We start from the raw sequence: 20898 nt of genomic DNA on the forward strand, positions 1-20898 counted from the left end.
GACGCTACGATGCTTTTCTGCGATGATGAATGGTTAATACTCCGCTAAGCTATACAAAAGCCAACTCGTAATTTCATAAAGGTTATCGCTTAATGACTGTACATTCTACTGACGCCGACCACTCTCATGCTCAAACGAACTCTGTTGAGCAAGCTAATACTGTAGCGGCAGCGGACAGTCATGTCTCAGGAGATAGCCACGTCTCAGGAGATAGTAACGATAATCGCCATGGCGCGGCGACAACGGCGCGCCAGTGGCAAGTGCTATCGCAACTACAGCGCAACCGCTGGGTGGGCACAACCCATATATACGAGCAGCTGATGATGGCAGGCTTTGACATCAGCTTGCGCACTGTTCAACGCGACTTAAATGCGCTGGCAAAACGCTTTCCCATAGAAAAAAACAACGCCAACCCACAAGGCTGGCGCTGGCGTGATGACGCGCCACTCCAAAGCTTACCGCACATGAATCTATCGCAAGCAGTCGCCTTTAATATGGTTGAAGCCAATCTAACTCAGCTACTACCACCTGTTATTTTAGATGAATTATTCCCGTGGTTTGACTTGGCAAGGCGGCAGCTAAAAAACAGTAAAGTCACCCATTCATGGATCGACAGAGTGCGTATTGAGCCTGCCACTCAGCCACTAATCGCGCCGCATATTGACTTGGATAGCAAAGACAATATTTACCATGCGCTATTTTATCAATTACAAATCAAAGCCAGCTATACCCGCAGCAATAAATCACAGGCCAGTGAATATCTTTTGAATCCCATCGCTATTATCCAGCGCGGTGTGATTATTTATCTGCTGGCAACTCGTACTGATGATCCAAACTTTACCATTCGTACCTTTGCCCTACATCGATTTACTAGCGTTGATATTCTTGAAAGCGCCGCACAAACACCTGAGAGTTTCCAACTCGATACTTATTTGGATGCGGGTGGTATGGGCTTTAGCCACCCCTTATTCGGTGAGCTGCCTAATCATGGCAAAAACACCGCTATTGAGCTACAATTCACCAAACAAGCGGGCAAAAGCCTGACTGAAAGCAAGCTCAGTGACGATCAAACTGTTACGTTGGATGATGACACGCTGACCATTCAAGCCACTGTCAACCTAACTTCACAACTGGTTTGGTGGTTACGTGGTTTTGGCAATGGTTTATTGAATGCCAAACCAGCATTGTTACATCAAGCCGTATTGGATAAGTTTTTTGATCATAAATAATAACTGCGGGTAATGACGCTCAAATGTAACCGTATTCAGACGATTACCACTATTTAAAAATGAAGAACGAAAGTAGATAAGGAATGTTATGCCGACCACTGCCTCATTGCCATTATTGTCAGACAGTTTAAGAGAACTGGGCTTAGACGCGGGAACCTTATTTTTTGCGCTAAACTATGAATTTACCAAGATTGAGCCAAAAGGCATGTTTAAGCGCTTTAAAAAAAACCAGAGCGCTATTGATATTGATTTGGCTTGCGTACTATATGACGACAATTGCACCATCAGTGATATCGTTTGGTTCAAACAATTGCGCGATAAAGCGGAATCAGTGAAACATCAAGGCGACAGTCTCAATGGCAAAGATCGCGGCGAACAAGCGATGTATTTGGCACCTCTTGATCAAGAGCAAATCAGGCTTTACTTAGATAAAATTCCAGCACACATCACCCACATTGCTATGATAGCCAACTCTTACCACGGTCATCCGTTTTCAAGAGTCAAAAAAGGCGAGATTCATCTAAGCGATGATGAAGGCAATCGATGCTTTGAAGTCAATCTAAAGCAACTGCCACGTGATTGTACGACGCTGTGGGTGGCACATTTACGCCGAGAAGTGGATGATTGGCATCTCACACTGCAAAACTTACCCCTTCCTGCCGAAAATTTAGCAACGGCGGCGCAGCAAGTCGCCCATGAATTGGCACGTGCACTACCCATTCCACAAGCTATCTAAATACCATAAAATATCTGTTTATTGCTAATAAAAAGGGTGCAACGTTCTGATAACGTTGCACCCTTTTCTTACATATCCATTTTTTGAAACCTAAAGTAATCACTATAAAAGACTTACAGTGGCTCACCGCAATGTGGGCAAAAATTCTTTTGTCGTTCTTCCACTTCTCTTTCGCGGCGCTCAAGCTCTTGTTCGCGTAATACCTGTAATACGATATTTTGCGCCTGCTCTTTATCCAGTCCCAGCTCACGGCGAATTTTATCGATCATCATCTGATTTTTCACCAAATCAAAATCACTGTCAATCAGCTGCGCTCGAAAGTCCTGTTCAAGCTCTTCACGGCGCTGAGCAAGCTCATTTGCCAAACCAGTCGCTAAAATACCTGCAGGTAATGCCGCCAGACCCACACCTAATATGGTAATAACCGCACCCAATATTTTACCCGCATTGGTAATCGGCGTGACATCGCCATAGCCCACCGTCGTTAGCGTCACCACCGCCCACCACATCGCTTTAGGTATCGACTCAAACTCTTCTGGCTGGGCATGGTTTTCAACCAAGTAAATGCCGCTAGATGCCGTCACAATCATAATTATTAAAATAAAAATAACCGCTTGGAACGAGCCTTTTTCTTTGCTGATGACCACCAATAAGATGCGTAACGAAGCAAAATAGCGGGTCAGTTTGAGAATGCGGAATAAACGTAATATACGTAAGAAGCGTAAATCAATCGTAACAAAGAAATTCAGGAAAGCTGGCGCAATGGCGACTAAATCAATCAACGCAGAAGGACTTTTCAACCACTCCCAGCGCTGACGCCAAGTGGTGTCATCTGGTTTTTCCTCGGCCACACTCCACAAACGCAGCAAATACTCAATAGAAAACACTACGATAGAGAAATTTTCAAACCAAGTAAAATACTCCTGATAAGGGTAATACCAACTGTCAACCGACTCAGCAATGACCGCTGCTACATTGGTCATGATTAAAAATATTAAAAAATAGTCAACGCAACGGCTAAACAGCGTATCGTGCTCATCATTTTGCAGAATATTATAAACGAAAAGACGCAAGCGCCGTATAGATTGGAATAGCATGCCGTCCCTATGCGGTGAAACACCGGTCTTATATTAATATAATAAAGCAGTCATCACAGAATATGACATTAATGCTCGGTCACCATCAGTATTTCATACCCATCACTACTTAGCGATATAGTGCTCTTAGAGTATTACTAGTGATAGGACTGGCTTATTTAGTATGAATCATGATCGATGATTATACTAAATTTAAATAATACATGTAGGCAAACAAAATTAGCACCAGCACAATGGCGATGATAGCGAAGCGTAAGAATCGTTCATCAGCGCGTAATTGCTGACTGATATCTTGAGCAGGCAGCAAAAATAAGTTGCATTCAGGACAGCAAGAGTCCATCCGATCCAATATCGTTACAGAACGTGCGTTCGTGCAGCGTAGAGGAGAATTACTACAATAGCCAAGCATAATATATTACCCCTCTTTTCCCACTCTCATTATTCATTCGAAAAGTAATGAGACTATCATTACCGACTCTAAGTTTTTGACATTTTAACATTCTAAAAATATCAGCGAGAGTTTAGCATCATTGACTATCGACCAAATTCTAATGCCATACCTCTGTATAACATCAGCATGAAGGAATCTAAGTCTTGCTTCACAAATGCTAACTGTCCTAAGTAATGTTTAATTACCTCAACAAATATACCTTTTACGGTAAATTTATGCCATAAAAGCCATTAATGTGCGTTTAAAACCTTACAGTAAATATGGTTTTGTATTATAATAGCGTTGTAATGTTACAGGTTAGTCAATAATCATAACATTGTGTATCGGTACCTAATGTCATCCCTCGTTAGATAGCCACCGATAATCTTCTATCACGTTAAGGAATCAAATGATGAAACTACAATCCCTAGTTTTAGCCACTGCTGCTGCACTTACTATGACCACAGCATTTGCTGTACCAGCTGGTACTTGGTCTGTCGCTGCTGGCGCTCACATGGTTGACCCAAAGAGCGATAACGGTACTCTGGCAGATGGCACTATTGGTGTCGACGTAGACAGTGATGTTCAACCAACCATTAGCGGCGAATATTTCGTTGCCAATAACATTGGTATTGAATTACTAGCGGCTACACCATTCCATCATGACATTACCTTAACTGCTGGCGATGCTACTATCGATGCTAAAACTCAGCATTTACCACCGACTCTATCGGTACAATATCACTTCGATGGCTACAACATGCCTATGAATGTGAAACCATTTGTTGGTGTTGGTGTGAACTATACGACTTTCTTTAAAGAAAAAATCTATAGCGATGCTTTCGAAAAATTAGAACTTGATGACAGCGTTGGCGTTGCTGGTCACATCGGTCTTGACATACCTTTTGCCCCAACTGAATACTTCCGTATTGATGCTCGCTATATGGACATCAAAACAGACGCCAGCGTAAAAGCTAATGGTGAGACCATTGACCTTGGTGAAGTTGACATCAGCCCTTGGGTATATGGCGTTGCTTTTGTTAAGACTTTCTAATATAACATAAAGTAATGTGAATAAAAAAAGCTGGCTTAATCGCCGGCTTTTTTGTGCTTAAAGCTTAAGCGGCAATGATTATAGATAAAAATATTATAGATAAAAACGATTGTGCTACAGTCATTAACTGCTAAAAATCTGGTGACTATTAGTATCAAATTTTAATCATAAAAAAAGACCATCCTAAGATAGTCTTCTTTTTTCAGATCCTTTTAGTACAAACGATTCTTACAGCAAAATACGGCGCGGATCAGCCAGCAACGTTGCGATATAGCGGGTAAATACGGCAGCATCTGCGCCATTAATCACACGGTGATCGTAAGACAATGATAATGGCAACATGAGACGCGGCTCAAAGCTTTGCTTCTTAGCATCCCAACGTGGCTGCATACTTGCCTCAGACACGCCTAAAATACCCACTTGAGGCCAATTTACTAATGGCGTAAAGGCAGTGCCACCCAAGTTGCCTTGGCTTGATATGGTAAAGCTTGCGCCTTGCAAATCTTTAGTAGTGAGTTTTTTGTCACGCGCTTTTACCGCAAGCTCACCAATTTCAATGGCGATTTGCTTCAGGCCTTTATCCTGCACATTCTTGATAACAGGTACGATGAGACCATCATCCGTTGCCACCGCGATGCCCATATTGACGCTTTTACGTAAGATAACTTGCGTATTGTCGTCGCTTAAATGACTGTTAAAACGTGGATGCTGTGTTAAGGCATAGGCCGTCGCTTTGACCACGAACGCTAAAATCGTGAAGCCGATACCTTCAGCTTTCATGCTACCTTTTAACTCGCCGCGCAGTTTTTCTGTCTCAGTGATATCAGACAAATCAAACTGGGTCACTTGTGGCAACAAGGTATTGTAGTTGAGCTGCGGTATCGAGACTTTTTGTAGACGGCTAAGGTCTTGGGTTGTTGTTTCACCCCAAATCTCAACGTTACTCATATCAGGTAAGCTTGGCAGGCTAGCGCTGGCTACATTGCCACTGGCAGGTGCCGCTTTTTGAGTGCTTAGGCTTTCTTTAACATGCGCAAACAAGTCTTCTTTTAGAATACGATCATTTAGCGCCGAACCATTCACTTGGGTGATATCGACACCTAACTGACGCGCCAGCTTACGTACGGCTGGACCTGCATATACGTCAACCAACTTTTCATTGACCTGTGCTTCAGTCAACTTATCAGCTGGCTTACTAGCGACCGCATTAGGCGTTGTAGATTTTTCTGCCTGTTTTGGCTCACCCGTTGTTTTAGCAGCAGAGTTCTCTTCTGCTTTGGCTGGTGCTGAAGGCTTTGGCTCAGCGCTATCTGATGTAGACTCACTTTCATCAGCAGCATCTGCACCACTACTCATGATAACGATAAAGTCTTGACCATTAGCAACCATGTCACCTGTTTCAACCAGTATTTTTTCAATCTTACCAGCGACTGGTGCGGGTACTTCTACCGATGCTTTGTCAGATTCAATCAATAGGATTGATTGATCCGCAGTCACGATGTCACCAACACTGACCATGATTTCAGAAACTTGCGCTTCATCAACACCTAGATCAGGTAATGCATAAGTCGTGGCTTTGCCAGCGTTAGACGCAGGTTTTGCACTAGGCTCTAATAGCTTTGACTCAGTTGCAGCAGGCTCAGCCTTTGTTTCTGGCTTAGCATCTGCTTCTTTCTTTTCATCAGCAGCGCTATCGTCATGATTATCTACATTGCTTTCTGCACTATCTTCTACATTGTCTTCTGCACTTTCAAGCTCAATCAGCACCATACCTTCACTGACTTGATCACCAACAGCAACGCTGATTTTGGTGACTTTCCCAGCAGCGGAACTTGGTACTTCAACCGAGGCTTTGTCAGATTCTAATAGAATGATGTTGTCATCTTTTGCGATGACATCACCCACTTCTACCATAATTTCGCTGACTTCGGCGCTATCAACACCCAAATCGGGGGCTTTAATATCCATGATTTATCTCCTAGTCTTATGATTATTATTCTTTGACATCACCGTTATTAAGTAAAGTCGCATCCGCTTGATCTTCAGCCCGACCCTCATTGCTGATTTCATCATCATCTTCAGCGACAAATTCAGGGACAGGATTTGGATTGACATTACCAGGTGCTGGTGCATCGGGAGAATGATCATAATAAGGCTGTTGTTGCCATGCAGGTGGCTGATCCACATCGATGCCTAAACTTGAGATGGCATCTTTCACCAAACGCATCTCGACTTCACCCTCATCCGCTAGGCGTTTGAGCGTCGCAACCACGATATGTGCGGCATCAACGTTGAAGAAACTACGCAAATTTTCACGAGTATCAGAACGGCCGTAGCCATCAGTCCCTAGCGTCGTGTAAGGACGATTGTCTGGCAACCAAGCACGGATTTGCTCCGAATAATTGCGCATATAATCCGTCGCGGCAACTACGATACCTTCGTGCGGTGCCAATTGCTCAGTCACCCAAGGCACTCTCTCTTCATCCATTGGATGTAAGCGATTGTAATCATCACAAACCATACCGTCACGCGTCAACTCGTTAAAGCTGGTCACGCTCCAGACGTTGGAGGTAATATTAAACTCATCTTTTAGAATCTGCGCCGCTTTTTGTACTTCACGTAAAATAACGCCAGATCCTAATAGCTGCACTTGGGTTGAACCATTGTCTTCGAGCAAATACATACCGCGCTTGATACCTTCTTCGGCACCTTCTGGCATCTCAGGTTGCTCGTAGTTTTCGTTCATTAGCGTTAAGTAATAATAAACGCGTTCGCCTTCACCATACATACGGCGTAGACCGTCGTGCATGACGACTGCTAGCTCGTAACCGAAGCAAGGATCATAAGTCACACAGTTAGGCACAACGTTAAATAGAATCTGTGAATGACCATCTTGATGCTGCAAGCCTTCGCCGTTCAAGGTGGTACGACCAGCTGTTGCGCCTAGCAAGAAGCCCTGTGCTTGACAATCGCCTGCCGCCCAAGCCAAATCACCCACACGTTGGAAACCAAACATCGAGTAATAGATATACATCGGAATCATTGGTAGCGCGTTCACAGAGTAACTGGTTGCAAGCGCAATCCACGTACTCATTGCGCCTGCTTCGTTGATACCTTCTTCTAGCATGTGACCGTCGATGGCTTCTTTATAGCCCATTAAAGCTTCACTGTCTTCTGGCGTATATTTTTGACCAACAGCTGAGTAGATGCCCAATTGACGGAACATACCTTCTAAACCAAAAGTGCGTGCTTCATCAGGTACGATTGGCACGACGCGATCTTGGATGTCTTTGTTTTTTAGCATGGCTGACAATAAGCGCACAAATACCATCGTCGTTGATTGCTCTTTACCATTGCTGCCTTTTAATACCCGATCAAACATTGACAGTTCAGGAATATTCAATGGGATATGCCCACTGCGGCGATTTGGTAAATGACCACCTAGCGCTTCGCGGCGACCTTTAAGGTACTTCATCTCCGCTGAACCTTCTTCAGGGCGATAGAATGGTAGCGTCTCTAGCTGCTCGTCAGTAAATGGCAAATCAAAGCGATCGCGGAAATACATCAACGCTTCTTGATCGAGTTTCTTAATCTGATGTGATTTATTAACCGCTTGTGTTTGAGCCGATAAGCCATAGCCTTTAACGGTTTTGACTAAAATAACGGTTGGCTGACCTTTGGTTTTCATCGCTTCACTGAATGCAGCATACACTTTCATTGGATCATGACCACCACGATTCAAGCGCGAGATATCCTCATCAGATAGCGCATCGGCCATCTCTTCTAACTCAGGATATTTACCAAAGAACTCTTTGCGAGTGAACTCAGCTGTACGGGCTTCGTATAGCTGATACTCACCATCGACCACTTCTTCCATACGATGTTTGAGCACGCCCGTTTTGTCATTGGCAAGCAAGCTGTCCCATTTACCACCCCAGATAACTTTAATCACTCGCCAGCCAGCCCCGCGGAACACAGACTCTAGCTCTTGGATAATTTTACCGTTACCACGGACTGGACCATCAAGACGCTGTAAATTACAGTTGACGACCCAGATTAGGTTATCTAGCTTTTCACGGCCAGCGAGAGAAATCGCGCCTAAGCTTTCTGGCTCATCCGTTTCACCATCACCCAAGAACGTCCAAATCTTACGACCTTCTTTCTCTAGCAAACCACGGTTTTCCATATAGCGATGTACGTGGGCATGATAGATAGACATGATCGGACCAAGTCCCATCGATACGGTTGGGAACTGCCAGTAATCTGGCATGAGATATGGATGCGGATAGCTTGATAAGCCTTTGCCACCGACTTCACGACGGAAATTATCCAGCTGATCCTCAGTCAATCGACCTTCTAAATAAGAACGCGCATAAATACCGGGTGCTGAGTGACCTTGATAATAAATCATGTCACCACCGAAATGATCGCTGGCAGCACGGAAAAAATGGTTAAAACCTGTCTCGTATAGCGTGGCACTAGAAGCGAACGTCGCTAAGTGACCACCCAAATCGTCGTCATTTTTATTCGCGCGCATGACCATGGCCAATGCGTTATAGCGAATCAAAGCACGGATTTTTCGCTCAATGGTTAGGTCGCCAGGGTACATCGGTTCATCTTCAACGGCGATGGTATTGATATAAGCGGTATCAAGACGATTGAACGGCAGGCCTTCTTGAACTGCCATATTGTATAAAGCTTTTAGCAGAAACTGAGCACGATCTTTGTCTGCATGTTTGATAACAGATTCAAACGCTTCCAGCCACTCTTGGGTTTCGGTGCTATCAGCATCCTTATAATAATTCATCACTATTGTCCTTTTTTATCAGTCAGTCCTGCCCGAAGACAGGATATTATTAAATCAAAGTGTTACTTCAATATTGTCGTGCGGGAATAATTTTCTCAATGACTTCCTTGTTAATTTTAAGAAGTGAGATTTATAGTAGGGTGCGGTTATGCAGCAGTATTTGACCGACTCATCATCTGGAGCAGCCTCACATAGCCAAAATAAAAACAGTGCTACTATCCATCGCATATGAACTGAGTATTTAAAAGTGGTTAGATAATAAAATGCTAACCCAACTTTTATAGTCAATTATCAAATGATAATAACTCTTTATTATAGGCTCTTATGCTGCAGTTGTTTATAGCTGTAAAGAAATGGTGATATGACAAGTATTTTTGAAATAAATAATCATTAGATTTTTTAGAAATGTTTCAAAGAAATATAAGGATTGTTTGCTAACGAGCTAACATCTATAACCAGATACTGTAGCTGGTCATGAAATATCTGCCATTCATCCATTTCGTAGGACTTTTACGAAATTATTGCTTAATATGTTAAGTTACGTAATATATACATTAGTTTAGTTAGTGAAATAATTAAGAACTAGTTAAACGCTTATAGCAAGTTTTAGCTTCTTATAGGGATAACCATATGCATAAAATGCCATACGTTCTAAATTCAATAATTTCACAACTATTCAGTGAATACATATATCGGGTACTGGCATTGATAGCCGCTATGAGCTTAATGTTGGTTAGTAATGTATCTTCTGCTTTTATGATATACCACACTGCTAACGATATGCCTTCATATCGTAGGCACTTGCAACAAATGTTAGTTATAGTAGGAGTTTTGCTGTTTTCTTTGGCTAGTGGGTCTGCTTTTGCTTTTGAAAACAACCCTGGCTCTAATGCTGTTTGTCCAGCAGGATCCACCAAAGGCTTTTTGAGCAGTGGTAGTTATAGTGATGTTTTGAATAGTTTTAATTCAAAGGATTATAAAAATGTGTCAAGTCAAACTACATTTTCAGGTAATACTACAGCAAACATCTCATTAAAAATAAAAATGAGCATCGACGATATTGGGATAGAAAACTCTGGTAATAACACGACTATTTCAGGAACTACTACTAATCCTGCTATTGACATTAATAGAAATTTTAACAGTCCGGCATCTTACTCGAATATTACTTTAGAGTTTCAGGACAGTAAAAATGGTAAAGTTACTTATCTAGATAAGGTAGCATTGAGCGTATTTGATATTGATAAAAGTGTATCAAGTCGTACAGGATGGGATGATTTAATAAAGATTACAGGAGTCACTGAAAACGACGGTATCATTGAAGGTACACTTCAAACCATACCTAATTCTATTGTAACCAAACTCACAAATGGTTTGCAGACATCTTCTACTAGTAACAGCTATAACTGTACTTCTTCTCTTCAATCAGCCTGTCAAGGATCTGTATTATTTAACAAACCTGTTAAGTCAGTGACTTTAATATACGGTAACACGAACAATGTAACAAGTCCCACTACTCAGAGAATTCAACTTCGCTTAGATAGCTATTGTTATACTCCTCAGTACACTTTCACTGGTTTTGTATTTAATGATAACGGTGGAATTCCTGCTATTGAAAACACTAGACAAGATATTACTAGCACCTTCACTAGCAACTCTAACTATTTTAATGGTATTTTTGACAGCAGCGGTAACAATAGAGACTCAGGTATTGGTGCTACTGGGTTACAGGTGCGGTTGACAAACTGCGGACCCAATGGTGGCACCAACATTACTGGTACGACAGCACAAAATATATTGGAAACATCAGTACCTTTGGGTCAATATAAATTCATGGTGCCCGCAAGTTTATTAGTAGGCGTAGCGAAAATTTGTATCGTACAAGTAGAGCCAAATAATTGGGAATATAATGTCGATACTACCTCTAATGTTCGCGAAGTAAACTTAGTAGCTAATGTGTTTGACTACAAAACAGAAAGTGATGGTTCACGCAACTTAGACTTTGGAGAAGTTCAAGCTAATAATGCTTCATTAGTCTTAATTAAGTCGCAGTATGGTCATAGCTGTAATATTAACTCCAATTATAATGGCACTAGTGGTACTTCTTCACAAATACCTGTATTTAGTATTGCCGAGATAAAAGAAATAGATTCTGGTAAATGCATAGCTTATAGAATTGAAGCTTATAATCGAGGCCATATTGATTTAAAGGATATTCAGATCACTGATACCTTGCAAACCGCTCCAATTAAATCTGTATTTGTTTCACCTCTTCCTTTAGGAGATCCAATTACTATTAACAATAACGTCAATACATTGCCAGTAGACAAAATAGTGTCAAATAAATTCGACTTATTAAAGACTACTAGCTCATCTCCCACAAAAGCTACTCTGTATTTCAACACCAAATACGGCACTACTGTGAATCCTTAGTAAATATTTCCCCTTGCTATATTATCAACTCTAAAGAATATTTTTTACTGACAAAAGCCCTATCTCTGTAGATAGGGCTTTTACCGTTTGTGTACTCCAAAATACCATTTGTCATTTTTGTGGTGAATATTTGTATTGTTTGCGTGACAATCACATTAAGGAACAATTCTAACTTTATCAGCATCTCTTATTCATAGTTGATTGCAGTTTTTATATTGCATGGGACGAAGTCAAGATTGACTTGATAATAATGGTTTAAGCAAGGAATACGATATGAAAGGTTTTAATTTTTTACGCAGTGCCATATTAGCAAGCTTAGCGTCGGTAATAGCACTAAGTGCTGCTCACGCCAATGATGCTTTAAAAATGGATCTAACAGCCAATCAAGTCACCAAAAACGCCGAAGGTAAGATCTCTTATCTACCAGTTCGTAATGCTCCAGCGGGTACGGTCATTCAGTACAAGGCAACATACAGCAATATTATTAACAAAGATATCCAAGATCTGGCGGTCGTATTGCCTATCCCTGCCAATATGGCTTTCACTGGTGAAGCTAACCCTACCAGTGCTCAAGCCAGTATCGATGGCAAGAACTATGCCGATATGCCACTGATGCGTAAAGTCGATGGCAAAATGGTCAAAATTCCGTTTTCTGAATATCGTACCCTGCGCTGGAATATCAAGTTATTACCAGCACAGAAATCTGCCGCCGTAGCGCTTAACACGATCGTCAACTAGACCTCTCCTTCAACTCACAAAATCTTGCTCTTCTAATTTTAGGATATCTATATGAAATCAAATAATTTTAATTATAGCCTGTTAGCCGTTGGTGTTGCTGCGGTAATGGGTATCTCTACTGGGGCTAATGCTGCCGTTAGTGGCACATCAACGAAATCTCCTACTATTGTTAACGTAGCTGAAGCTACCTATTCTGTTAACAACGTTGAACAGCCTAAAGTCAAATCTAATGCTGTTACTGTTAATATCTCAGAGCAGATTTCATTCTCACTTTTGGCGCAAAATTCTGGTAATGCGGATGATATAAATTCTGGTGGCAACGTAACTCCTGAAAAGGTGGTAGCGTTTGTACATAGATTAGAAAATACTGGTAACCGTACTGATGAATACACGGTCAATTTAAGCAATATCACTAATGGATCTGGTGATCAGGCTGATTACGACCTTGGTGCTTCTACAGTTTCATACCAGTTATTTGAAGCTGGTGGGACTGCGGCTACTGGTTCAGGGACATCTGGCACTGATATTCCTGTTAACTCAATACTTACTGGCACCAATAATGTCTTTACACTGACAGCTGGTCAGTATGTTGTATTCACTATCAATGCTAAGACGAAAGGCAATAAAGGCGGAGATACTCAAAAACTCACTTTGACCGCTACGAGTACGGCTCTATCAACGAATACACCAGCAGGCGTTAGTAAGACATTAACCAATACAGATACATCAAGTACAGTTTTGCCTGTTTTTGGTATCGTAAAGTCGATAACTGACACGCTTAACCTTAATGACTTAGATGATACCGCTACCTATAGTATCAAAGTCACTAACGATGGCCGTGCAACTTATGCTGCTGCTGCAACTGGTATCACCGTGCGTGATACATTACCTGCTGGTCTAATATTAGTAACAGGTTCTGTAAAATCAACGGATGCTACTAGTGGTGCTTCTGTTGTAGAAACCACGACTGGTACTAGGGCGTGTCCCTAATTCAGTTTGCAATGAATCATAGTACAAGCTAGATACAGCATAGACTTATAATTACGAGCCAATTTTTCGTATCTAGTCGCAATACTACGGAAGTGCTTTAGCCTTGCAAACGTGTTTTCAACTAAGTGTCGTAGCTTATATAAATAGTGATCAAACGCTACATCTGGTTGTTTAGCATTTTTTCTTTTAGGGATGACAGGGCTTATGTTATCTTGCTTTAGCCTAGTTCTAATGGTTTCAGAATCATAAGCTTTATCAGCAATAAAGTAGGTCGCATCCGTTAGCATCTCTATAATATCATCTACCGCTTGGCTGTCGTGGACGTCACCCCCAGTGATTTTAAAATCAATCGGGTTTCCATGCGAATCGACGGCGAGATGAATCTTGGTAGTGGTTCCACCTCGTGACTTTCCAGTGGCTCGAAGCTCTCCTCGTCTTGCGCCGCTTGAATGCTGATGACAGCGGATATAGCTTCCGTCTGCGAATACCCATTCTTCATCAATACTTGCTCGTAGGTCAAAAAAATTGTTCCCACAACCCCTTTTTTGACAACCTATTAAAACGGTTGTAGGCCGTTTTCCATGGGCATAGCTCACTCGGTATATCACGCCATGGCGCGCCTGTACGAAGTTTCCACAATATGGCTTCCATGACTTGTTTGTCGTTTTTCCAAGTATGACAGCCATGAGCCTTCATGGTACTTTGGAGTTGTTCCCATGTATTATCGGTGAGCACTGTTCTTGCCATAATTTAGAGAGCCCTGTTTGAAATAGTCTCTTTATTTTAAAGCCTTTATACTTACTTTTACAGATTAGGGACACGCCCTAATCAAGGCTTTGTGTATTCAGGTATTGATCTAGCTGTTGGGGCTAGTGTAACGATCACCTTTGATGTCAAACAAGACCCTAATGTAGCGCCTGTCAATGGTGTGATCAATCACGCGCGCGTTGAAGACACTTTAGATAGTGGTGTGACTATTATTGATAGTACCAATAAAGACGATGCTGCTGAAAATACGAAGACTTATTACCCTACCGATGATGATACAGAGTATACCAATACTGCTGAGCCCGGTACTAAAGGTGGCGATTCAGCTGCGGCTCTAGAAGTCAATAAACGTAGTTTAACGATCTCTAATGGTGTCGATAATAAAGGCACTTCTAAAGAGATTGCTGTAGACGGTACTACTATCTTCACTAATACCCTTACTAATACAGGTGATGCACCTGAGGGCGGCACCAATCGTCCTATTACCATTAAAATTACTGATCCTGATGGTAAGACACCCCTTGGCATCATAACTGACACAGCTGCCACTAATCGTCCTAGCTATAAATTAGCTAATGGCACAACAGGATATTTAGAACCTACTAGCACTGCTGGCGAATATCGTCTTCCAATTTCAGTGATTATTGCATCAAAGGGCACTGTTGATATTATTTATACAGTCAAGTCTGATGGCACAGGTGCGCTAAATAAGACTGAAAATAATATCGTCACTATCACACCTGCTGGTAATGATCCTTCAGCGCCAGCCATTGCTACTAATACCACAACCATCAAAGGCTTAACGCTAGCTAAGTTACAAGTACTTGATGCTAATTGTGATGGTACTGCTGAGGGTACATTTGTAAATACTGCTATCGATGCTGAACCAAACCAATGCGTTATCTATAAGATTGATGCTACCAACACATCCACTACCGCACTAGGCTTTGATATTACAGGATTGACCATTTTAGATCCTAAATCTAAATTCGCAGCCGCGGCAGACTATGTAGCAGGATCTGCTACCACACCTGGAGTGCCAGCCACTAATATCACCACAGCAGCAAATGATGATGGTACTAATATCAATACAACAATCACTACTTTGTCACCTCAAAGTACTGCAACTCTTCAATTTAGAGTCAAGATAAAGGACGCTCCTAAATAATCTCAACCTTAATAAAAATAACTATTTATCGTTCCACTGATTCTACAAGTACATCAAGTGCTTGTAGAACTACCCTTACCCTCACTGATATTTTATTGGATAAGCGACATATGACTCTATCTACCATGACACCGTCTAATCGTACTGCATTGTGTTCAGCGAAGATCTCTGCGCTGTCATTGGCAATGTTGCTTATGCAATCAAATATCGCGATTGCAGCTGATGCAGCAAACCCTAATCTGCAAATCATCAACAATATTGCAAATGCTAGCTATAACGTCAATAACCAGACTGACGTCACAATATCTAGCATCTCAAACCAAGTACAAGTCAAAGCCTCAGACCTTCCTGAATACGGTATTGAACTCACTCAACAGCCGTTACTCACCGTTATGCCTAACGCCTTGGTTAACTGGGTAAATGTCCTAAGCAATACCAGCTATAGCAACCAGACTGTTGAGCTAACATTAGCTGTATCTCCAACGCTCTCAAACTTAAAAGTCTATCAAGATCTAAATAGAAACGGCGTCGTTGATAATGGTGATACTGAAGTTATTTTCGATAATTTAAGCGCACAAATCAAACTTGGACACAGTGAAAGTATCCAGTTTATCGTGCAAGCTTTATCAGATGTTAACGGCAAAAGTGGCGATACTGCAGATATTAAAATTGGCGCTGTCGTTCTGGAAGACCCATCCGTATCGAGTGTCAACGCAACGGATAGACTAATCATCGTTGAGCCTGAAATCAAATTTACAACGCCTAAGTTTGACGAAAACAAAACCACCTCGCAAATCGAGGAAAACGTCTATATCGATGCCAGCTATGCGCAGTGTAACGTTCAGCTAGATAAGCCAGATCAAGTATGGGTCACGATTACCTCTTTGTTGACGGGTGACAAATACGCATTGAAAGCGATTGAGACGGGCAATAGTACTGGTAAATATCAGCTATCAGCACCAACACAAAACAATGCCAACGCTATCAATGACAAATTTATTCAGACTCTAGCAAATGACACGTTGACTGCAAGTCTAGATGCCTGTATTGCGCCTTCTGTCGGTACTGGCGCTGAGCAGCTACCAAGCGAAGGTGACTTCACCGTACGTATCGATGACTTAGATACACAAATCAATATCGTCGATGATAGCCCAAGCTTAGTCGTCACCAAAGAAAGCGACGTTAAAAGCGCTGAATTTGGTGATTATGTTAGCTACACCATCAATATCACCAATAGTGGCAACTCTACCGCTTACGATGTACAACTAAAAGACGCCCTACCACGTGGTTTTGCTTATGTAGATGGTAGTGTACGTATCAACCAAACTGCTGATATCAATATCGACCAAGTACAAACCACTGAGTTTAAAGCTGATGGTAAATATCAGGTGCTAAATTTAGGTAATATGGCAAATGGCGAAAGTAAAAAAATTACTTACCGTGTCTTAATTGGTGCCTCATCATTGGGCGGTGATGGCATCAACCGCGCGACTGCCGTCGCTAGCAATGAGCAAGGTAAAATCTTAGTTTCAAGAGAAGCACAGTGGAAAATTGAAGTAGAGCGCGGCGTCATGAATACTGATGGCATCATCATCGGTAAGGTCTATCACGATATCAACCGTGACGGCATTCAACAAAAAGAAGATGGCGAACTTGGCGTTGCAGGCGTGCGTATCTACATGGAAAACGGTAACTTTGTCGTGACTGATCCTGAAGGTAAATATAACTTTTATGGTGTCAGTGCCAAAACTCACGTCTTAAAAATTGACCGCACCACCATCCCTCACTCAACCGAGATGGTCACCCAAAGTAATCGCAATGCGGGCGATGCTGGCAGCCGTTTCGTTGACTTAAAATATGGCGAATTACATCGTGCCGATTTCGGTATCGTGGTCGGTATGGGCGATAGCACTGAGCGTTTGAATACAGAGCTTGTCGCTCGTAGCAAATCAGTGAGCGCTAAGAATGATAGCCTTGAGCAAGCAGTAAAAACCGAGCTAACCCTAGACCCTGACTACAATCGTGACTACGATGATAATGTAGACGCCAGTGGCTGCAACATCAATGGCGACTTAGATCTGGGCAGCAACTGTGACTCTGCTATCGTCAATGAGATGATCAATCCAGCCGCCAATCGTGTTGATATGACCGTCACTACGGTAGCACCGCCAGTAGAAAAAGAGCTGGAAGAATATCTCAAAGAAGTGGCTAACAATGACGTGGCTTTTATCAATTTAAACGAAGGTCAACAGCTCAGCACTTATAAACAAATGGTACAGGTGCAAGCGCCACTGGGTTCAATATTTACACTATATGCCAATGGAAAAGCAGTACCAGAACAACAAATCGGCAAAACTGCTGAGCAAGAAAAACAGAATGTGACTGCCTTTGATTACTATGCCGTCGACTTAAAACGCGGCAACAATATCTTGCGCGGTGTCGCTACTGACGTGAATGGCAAAATTATCTCTGAGCAAACCATTAAAGTATCAACGCCAGACAATTTACAAGCCATTGACTATCGCACTCAAGCGCAGCTAGTACCAGCAGATGGCGTTAGCGATTATCAAGTCGTTATTAGCCTAAAAGACCGTGATGGCCGTCCTTATATCGCCTCAACACCTATCACTATCGATACCAATATCGGCCGTATCAATCTTAATGACAGCAGTAAAGATCAAGCTGGTACGCAAGTTATTGTCTCAGGTGGCGAGCTACTCATACCCGTGACTGCACCAAGTGTACCGGGTAAAGGTGACTTGGTCATCGACACTGGTAGCAGTAAACAGATTATCCCGTTACAATTTACCGCGCAATTACGTCCTCTCATTGCCGTCGGCATCGTCGAAGGCGCAATCTCACTTAAAGACTTTGATGGCAGCAGCATTACTGACGCCCAAGGCGCTTTTGAGCAAGAGCTCAATGATTTCGCTGGTAACGATGACTATACCGCTTCTGGTCGCGCCGCGATGTTCCTTAAAGGCAAAGTACGTGGCGATTATTTGCTCACTTTGGCTTATGACAGTGACAAAAAAGGCGAGCGTCTGTTCCGTGATATCGAGCCTGGTGAATACTATCCTGTCTATGGTGATTCATCAGCCAAGGGCTTTGATGCGCAATCTACCAGCAAACTCTATGTGCGCTTGGACAAGGGCCGCTCATTTGCTATGTATGGCGATTTAAAAACTCAAATCGATAACGATGAAGGTATTAAATTAGGTCAATATAACCGTACGTTGACTGGCCTGAAAGCCCAGTATGAAGATAGCAATACTCGCATTACCGCCTTTGTCGCGGAGACGAGTACCAGCCAGCGCGTCAATGAGACTCGTGGTCTTGGTATCTCAGGCCCTTATCCATTGGCTGAAAACTTTGATGCCGTATTAGAAAACTCAGAAACTGTCGAAGTGATCACTCGTGACGCCAACAATCCAGGCTTGATCATTAGCCGTGAGACCCTTACCCGCTTTGCCGATTATGAAATTGACCCTATCAGTCGCAGCTTATTTTTAAAAGCCCCTATCGCTAGCCAAGACATCGATGGCAACCCTATTTATCTACGAGTCACTGTAGAAGTCGATGAAGGCGGCGAAAAATACTTGGTCGGTGGCATTGCTGCCAAGCAGCAGTTGACTGATAAAGTCGCCATCGGTGGTAGCTATGTCAACAGTGCTGATCCTCTTAACAAAGAAGAGCTTGCTAGCGTCAACAGCGTTATCAAGTTTAACGATAAGCTAAAACTGGTCGCTGAATACGCGATGAATAAAGCTGAGAATCCAAATTTTCAGCCAAGCAATCAAATCAATGCGACAGAGTTAGACGGTCAGGACGCAGAAGGTAATGCCTTGCGTATCGAGCTTGACTTTGATAACCAGAAAAACACTCGTGCCAAAGCTTATTATAACGATACTGACGAAGGTTTCGTGACTGGTGCCTCGCCGCAGACTGCTGGGCGCGCTGAATCGGGCGTCGAAGTCACTCATTTAATTAATGATAAAAAGACCGCGCTAAAACTAGAAGGCGTACGTACAAAAGATCATACCACTGATGCTAGCCGCCAAGGTGCCTTAGCCAGTATTGAACAGCGTTTGAGCACCAACATCGTTGGCGAGATTGGCTTACGTTATTATAAGCAAGATGCGACGGCAGCTTCACGCAATATCCAAGCGGTAACAGACGTCGTAGATGTGACTGATAACACTCTCTTTAATGACGATATTATCAATCAATCGGCGCTAAATAATGTCAGTGATTCTGAAAAAGATATTGAAGGTACTACCGCCCGCGCTCGTATCACGGCACGGTTACCCAAGCTCAATGACTCTTTAGTATTTGCAGAATATGAGCAAGATATTGATAACAGTAATCGTAATGCCACCTCCATCGGAGGCGAGACGCCGCTAGGTGGTTTAGGTCGCCTATACGCCCGTCATGACTTGATCAACAGTCTATCTGGTAGCTATGGTCTTGATGATACTGAAGAACGCCAGCGTACCGTATTTGGTTTTGATGCCGCTTATATGAAAGACGGCAAAGTCTATAGCGAATACCGCATGAGCGATGCTATCAGTGCCCGCGAAGCTGAAGCGGCCATTGGTCTTAAGAACAAATGGTATGTCCAGCAGGGTTTAACCATCAATACTTTATTTGAGCGTGTTGAATCATTAGAGGGCGATACCGAAAATACCGCAACGGCAGCTGGCATTGGTGTAGAGTATCTTGCGAAAGAAGATTACAAAGCCTCGGCGCGTTTTGAGAAGCGTTGGGGTGAGACCAGTGACACATTGCTAGGTAGCGCTGGTATTGCTTATCGCTATACCGATGATGTGACTCTGTTGGCCAAGGACATCTACTCACGCGTCGATTATGACGATGGCAATCGCACGATTAATCGTTTCCAGCTAGGAGCTGCCTATCGTGATTATGATAGCAATCAGTTAGACATGTTAGCCAAGCTTGAGTATCGCTTAGATGATAACAGTACTGGCGATGACGCCTATCAAAAAGATGCCGTTATTTGGTCATTGAGTGGTAACTATCATCCAACGCGTCCGTTGACGTTATCGGGCCGTTACGCGGGTAAATATACTCAGTTTGATGCTGATAATATCAGTAGCGACAATACAGCCCATGCGCTTTATGCTCGCGGTCTATATGACATCAGTGAGCGCTGGGATGTGGGCTTGCAAGCAGGCACTTATTGGAACAAACAAGCAGATGATATGTCTTATATGCTGGGTGCGGAAGTAGGCTATAGCCCGATGACCAATCTTTGGTTGTCACTAGGTTATAACTTCATGGGCTTTGAGGATGAAGACATCGCTTATGACGATAGCACTATGGAAGGCGCTTACTTTAGATTACGTTTCAAGTTTGACGAAGACCTATTCAAACGTGATGATCCACGTAAGAACCAGCGTTTGACGACTCACTCTACATTGTAATTTA

The 20898-nt window shown here is 42.6% G+C and carries 12 protein-coding genes; 8 read left to right on the plus strand and 4 right to left on the minus strand.

Going from position 1 to position 20898, the window contains the following annotated elements; translation table 11 throughout:
- Positions 1-92: 92 nt before the first annotated feature.
- Together JMY05_RS06115 and JMY05_RS06120 are read left to right on the plus strand one after the other, a co-directional pair.
- Positions 93-1229: a helix-turn-helix transcriptional regulator gene (locus JMY05_RS06115; RefSeq protein WP_045446028.1), complete on the plus strand. Its 1137-nt coding sequence runs from the start codon at positions 93-95 to the stop codon at positions 1227-1229.
- A gap of 88 nt (positions 1230-1317) precedes the next feature.
- Positions 1318-1965 carry a TerD family protein gene (locus JMY05_RS06120; RefSeq protein ID WP_045446026.1) on the plus strand — a complete coding sequence of 216 codons (648 nt, stop codon included), beginning with the start codon at positions 1318-1320 and terminating at the stop codon, positions 1963-1965.
- A 113-nt stretch (positions 1966-2078) separates the two neighbouring features.
- Here the strand turns inward: JMY05_RS06120 and JMY05_RS06125 are convergent, their stop codons facing one another.
- Positions 2079-3062: an ion transporter gene (locus tag JMY05_RS06125; RefSeq protein WP_045446023.1), complete on the minus strand. Its 984-nt coding sequence runs from the start codon at positions 3060-3062 to the stop codon at positions 2079-2081.
- Between the two features lie 842 nt (positions 3063-3904).
- On the opposite strand from JMY05_RS06125, the gene JMY05_RS06130 reads away from it, so the two are divergent.
- Positions 3905-4546, plus strand: a complete 642-nt coding sequence (locus JMY05_RS06130; protein WP_055124235.1) for an OmpW/AlkL family protein — start codon at positions 3905-3907, stop codon at positions 4544-4546.
- Between the two features lie 228 nt (positions 4547-4774).
- Here JMY05_RS06130 and JMY05_RS06135 read toward each other — a convergent pair whose 3' ends face one another.
- Positions 4775-6514, minus strand: coding sequence for a 2-oxo acid dehydrogenase subunit E2 (locus JMY05_RS06135; protein ID WP_201614500.1), 1740 nt, complete (start codon positions 6512-6514; stop codon positions 4775-4777).
- A 25-nt stretch (positions 6515-6539) separates the two neighbouring features.
- A complete protein-coding gene (aceE, locus tag JMY05_RS06140; RefSeq protein ID WP_201614502.1) occupies positions 6540-9353 on the minus strand; it encodes a pyruvate dehydrogenase (acetyl-transferring), homodimeric type in 2814 nt (937 codons plus the stop codon).
- A gap of 630 nt (positions 9354-9983) precedes the next feature.
- Here aceE and JMY05_RS06145 point away from each other — a divergent pair.
- The 3 genes from JMY05_RS06145 (at position 9984) to JMY05_RS06155 (ending at position 13514) form a co-directional block, all read left to right on the plus strand.
- Positions 9984-11786 carry a hypothetical protein gene (locus tag JMY05_RS06145; protein ID WP_045446021.1) on the plus strand — a complete coding sequence of 601 codons (1803 nt, stop codon included), beginning with the start codon at positions 9984-9986 and terminating at the stop codon, positions 11784-11786.
- 273 nt (positions 11787-12059) lie between these two features.
- Positions 12060-12524, plus strand: coding sequence for a hypothetical protein (locus JMY05_RS06150; RefSeq protein ID WP_060490843.1), 465 nt, complete (start codon positions 12060-12062; stop codon positions 12522-12524).
- A 51-nt stretch (positions 12525-12575) separates the two neighbouring features.
- Entirely contained in the window at positions 12576-13514 is a 939-nt protein-coding gene (locus tag JMY05_RS06155; RefSeq protein ID WP_201614504.1) for a DUF11 domain-containing protein, read from the plus strand.
- On the opposite strand, the gene JMY05_RS06160 is transcribed toward JMY05_RS06155, so the two are convergent.
- A protein-coding gene (locus tag JMY05_RS06160) for an IS5 family transposase (RefSeq protein WP_145990073.1) occupies positions 13511-14261 on the minus strand; the annotation gives its coding sequence in 2 pieces (ribosomal slippage) (positions 13511-14039 and positions 14038-14261; 753 coding nt in all). The two genes, JMY05_RS06155 and JMY05_RS06160, sit on opposite strands and share 4 nt — an antisense overlap.
- Before the next feature lie 91 nt (positions 14262-14352).
- Between JMY05_RS06160 and JMY05_RS06165 the strand changes: the two genes are divergently transcribed.
- A complete protein-coding gene (locus JMY05_RS06165) occupies positions 14353-15450 on the plus strand; it encodes a hypothetical protein (RefSeq protein WP_045446925.1) in 1098 nt (365 codons plus the stop codon).
- A 110-nt stretch (positions 15451-15560) separates the two neighbouring features.
- Positions 15561-20894 (plus strand): SdrD B-like domain-containing protein, encoded by a 5334-nt coding sequence (locus tag JMY05_RS06170; protein ID WP_201614506.1) that lies wholly within the window; start codon positions 15561-15563, stop codon positions 20892-20894.
- Positions 20895-20898: the final 4 nt, after the last annotated feature.

The organism is Psychrobacter sp. JCM 18902 (genome assembly GCF_904846615.1).
Classification (GTDB): domain Bacteria; phylum Pseudomonadota; class Gammaproteobacteria; order Pseudomonadales; family Moraxellaceae; genus Psychrobacter.